The 3,107-nt window shown below is 67.4% G+C and carries 4 protein-coding genes; 3 read left to right on the forward strand and 1 reads right to left on the reverse strand.

Translation table 11 applies throughout. From position 1 onward, the window contains the following. The 3 genes from HY726_05865 to HY726_05875 all read left to right on the forward strand — a co-directional run. Positions 1-474, forward strand: a 474-nt coding sequence (locus HY726_05865; GenBank protein MBI4608514.1) for a sigma-54-dependent Fis family transcriptional regulator, incomplete at its 5' end; no start/stop codon positions are given. A gap of 66 nt (positions 475-540) precedes the next feature. Beyond that, on the forward strand, positions 541-684 hold the full coding sequence (locus tag HY726_05870) for a hypothetical protein (protein MBI4608515.1): 144 nt from the start codon (positions 541-543) through the stop codon (positions 682-684). Beyond that, complete coding sequence (locus HY726_05875; protein MBI4608516.1) at positions 681-1,175, forward strand: hypothetical protein; 495 nt, start codon at positions 681-683, stop codon at positions 1,173-1,175. The genes HY726_05870 and HY726_05875 overlap by 4 nt, the downstream gene beginning before the upstream one ends. A 36-nt stretch (positions 1,176-1,211) precedes the next feature. On the opposite strand, the gene HY726_05880 is transcribed toward HY726_05875, so the two are convergent. Continuing rightward, the gene (locus HY726_05880; GenBank protein ID MBI4608517.1) at positions 1,212-2,669 is read right to left on the reverse strand and encodes a trypsin-like peptidase domain-containing protein; all 1,458 of its coding nucleotides are present in this window, start codon (positions 2,667-2,669) and stop codon (positions 1,212-1,214) included. Positions 2,670-3,107 lie beyond the last annotated feature (438 nt).

Consider the following 3,107-nt stretch of genomic DNA (forward strand, 5'->3'; position numbering starts at 1 on the left):
CGCTTCAGGGAGGACCTCTACTACCGGCTCAACGTCATCACGCTCCAGGTCCCGCCCTTGAGGGAGCGGTCGGAGGACATCGTGCCCCTGGCCGAGCACTTCCTCCGCCTCTCCGCGCGCCGGGCCCGGAAGGCCTTCAAGGGCCTGAGCCGCGAGGCCCTGACCCTGCTCGCGAGGTACCGCTGGCCCGGAAACGTGCGGGAGCTGGAGCACGCCGTCGAGCGCGCGGTGATCCTCGCCCCCGGGCCCGAGATCACGGCCTCCGACCTCGGGCTCTACCCCGCAGCCGGCGGCCAGGCCGCCGCTGGCCCTCCCCAAATGCCGCCGGCCCAGCTGGAGCGCGAGCGGATCCTGAAGGCCCTGGAGCGGGCCGGCGGCAACCAGAGCGAGGCCGCCCGAGCTCTCGGCATCAACCGCACCACCCTCTGGCGGAAGCTCAGGGAGTACGGGATCGAGGCGCGCTCCGGGGCGTGAGGTTCACAGCGGGACTTGACTGTATGTCGCGAGCGAGGCGCCATGGAGACGAACCAGGAGGATTCGGTGAGCCGCGTCTTCCGCTTCTGGCTGGAGCTCTCGAAGGAAGAAGAACTTCGCCGGCTCCTGGAGCTGATCCGCCAGGAGTTTCGCCGTCGCGGCCTGTTCCTGAATTACAAGATCCAGCGGGAGTCCCAGGCCGGGCAGTGATCCTTGCCGTCGTGCTCCTGGACGTGGTCGCGTTCTTCTCGCTCAACTACCTCGCCAACCATGTCCTCGGGCTCGCGGAGTCGCGCCTGGCCTACTGGGCCGTCGTGCTCCTCGGCCCCGGCATGCTCGCCCCGGCGGCGCTGACAGAACGGCTCGCCGGCTCAGGCCTCCTCGTGCGTCGGAGCGGGGGCGGGTGGAGCGAGGCGGTCAAGATCGCCGCCGCCCTGGCTGCAGGCGCCGTGATGGCGGCCTTCCCTATCGGCCGCCAGGTTCTCGACTCGCCCGGGCGAGCGTTGCGCCTCTTCGTCTGGCTCTTCCTGATGAGCCTGGCCGAAGTCGGCGTGTTCCTGGGAGTCGTGTATCACTTCGTGTGCGCGCTCCTGGTCCCCAGGTTCTTTTCATCGGATATACCCCACCTCCGCTCGCTCCTGGACGGTAAGGATGGTCACGGCATAGCTGCAGTCGGAGCGGCCCCGGGCCTACAGTTTTAACTGCCTTCGGTGGTTGGGGTTGTTGCCAACTAACCTTCATTCGGGCCGTGGTCTGTTCCAGTGCATCTCCAGCAGCTCCATCGTCCAGCGGCGCAACCCGGGGAGTCGACCCACGACCCGGACGGCACCGACAGCGGGGGCAGACGGGGGTGTGCCGCCATACCAGGTCGTCTCGATTAGCCGGGCGCGCCCGACTTGGCCGCCACCCCGCATCGCCGCGAGTTCGAGATCCTGCGTGATCTTGATGCTGCCCTTGAATGTCCCGGCGGGCACGGTCACGACCTCGTTGACGCTGTCGATCTTCACGCGGCCCTTCACGGCGATGGAGGGCTGCTCCTCCGACCCCCGTGCGCGTGCAAGCATTCCTCCCCCTGGCTCCCAGTGGTCCTCGACCTCCCAGGAGTCACCGGCAACGGGAGGAAACCGGAACAGCAAGATCGGCCGGGGAGGCTTGCTCTCCCAACGGAAGGTAGCTTCAAACGAGTCCCAGGGGGTCTTGTATTTCGCGACGCCGCCGAGGCGGTAGAGGCCGGTGGAGTCGATGTAGTAGGAGATTTCATCGCGCGGCCACACTTGCTCGGAGGGCCCCGTCCGATACCTCAGTGCTCCGTTGAGGTGCTCCACGCGGCCCACGACCCGCTCGGAGCTCTTCCCCGTCCATCGGGGTCCGGCGGCGGTTTCCGGGTCGTACTGCACGCTCCACGATTTGATGTAAATGTTGTCCCTCGGGGGCGGAAAGACGCGGGGCATGTAGTCCATCCCCGTGACGTACATCTTGTTCGAGAGCCCGCCGTGATCACGGCGCCGCGCGTCCCTCGCTTCGCCGACGAAGTAGCGGCTGGAGACGATGCCGCCGATCCGGTAGAAGGGTCCGGTCACGAACGTCGCCAGGCCGATCACCCGTCCCTGTTGGTCGATTGCCGGGCCTCCGCTGTTGCCCGGCACAATCACCGCATCGGTCTGGATCCACTCGTCGCGGATAGCGCTCACGATCCCGCGCGTGACGGATACCTGGTCCGTGGGCACGCCTCCCGGGTATCCCAGGATGAGGATCTCCTGGCCTTGCTGCACGGGAGCGTCCCCCGCGTGTATGGGGAGCACGGGCAGCTTCGACGCATTGATTTTCAGCACCGCGACATCATAGACGACATCGGGAGACGGGGGCTCGTTGGAGCGCACCAACCGGTCGTAATAGGCGACGCTGGCCGGGAACCACCGACCGTCGGGCAACCTGACGACGATCTCTGTGGCCCCTTCCACGACGTGATGGTTGGTCAGGATGAAGCCGGAGGCGTCGTACACGAATCCCGACCCATGCCCCCTCCCCCCCAGCGCCTTCTTCACCTGGACCAGGACGACTGCTGGCTTGATGTTCGCGACGAGTTGCTCGAGTTGCGCGGCGGCGGCAGGCGGGATGGGCGCCAGACACCAGGCAGGGATCAGAGTAGAGACCACCGCCACCAGGACAAGCGCGTGACGCCCACGCCGTGTCATCGTTCGCCTCCCGGTTCTCCCGCCGTGACGCGCGAGCCAGAAACCATCGACCGAAATGCGGCGATTGTAGATCGGCGCCCTGTCCGCGTCAAGGGAGCGTGCCGGAGCGTAGCCATCATTAACGGGGGTCGCCCGGGGCGGTCCCGTCGGGGTTAACATAAGGGGTCTTCTCGGAAGCGCGCCGTGGCCACAGCACACACAAACGCCTCCTTGCGAGCCGAGGAGGCCCGGCTGACTGAGCGCGATGGTAGCCTCCGACAACGGCACTGTCAAGGAGCACGCGTATCAGTGCCTGGCGGCGCGTCGTGGCACCGGCACCGCGCCGACGACCGAGGCACGAATCCAGCCAGGGCACGAAGGCTGCTGCCCCCGTCGGACCTGCGTGCTCAGGGCGTGGCGGTGGCCACGGGTGGGGCCGGGCCGGGGCTCTGCACCGAC

Source organism: Candidatus Rokuibacteriota bacterium (genome assembly GCA_016209385.1).
Taxonomy (GTDB): domain Bacteria; phylum Methylomirabilota; class Methylomirabilia; order Rokubacteriales; family CSP1-6; genus JACQWB01.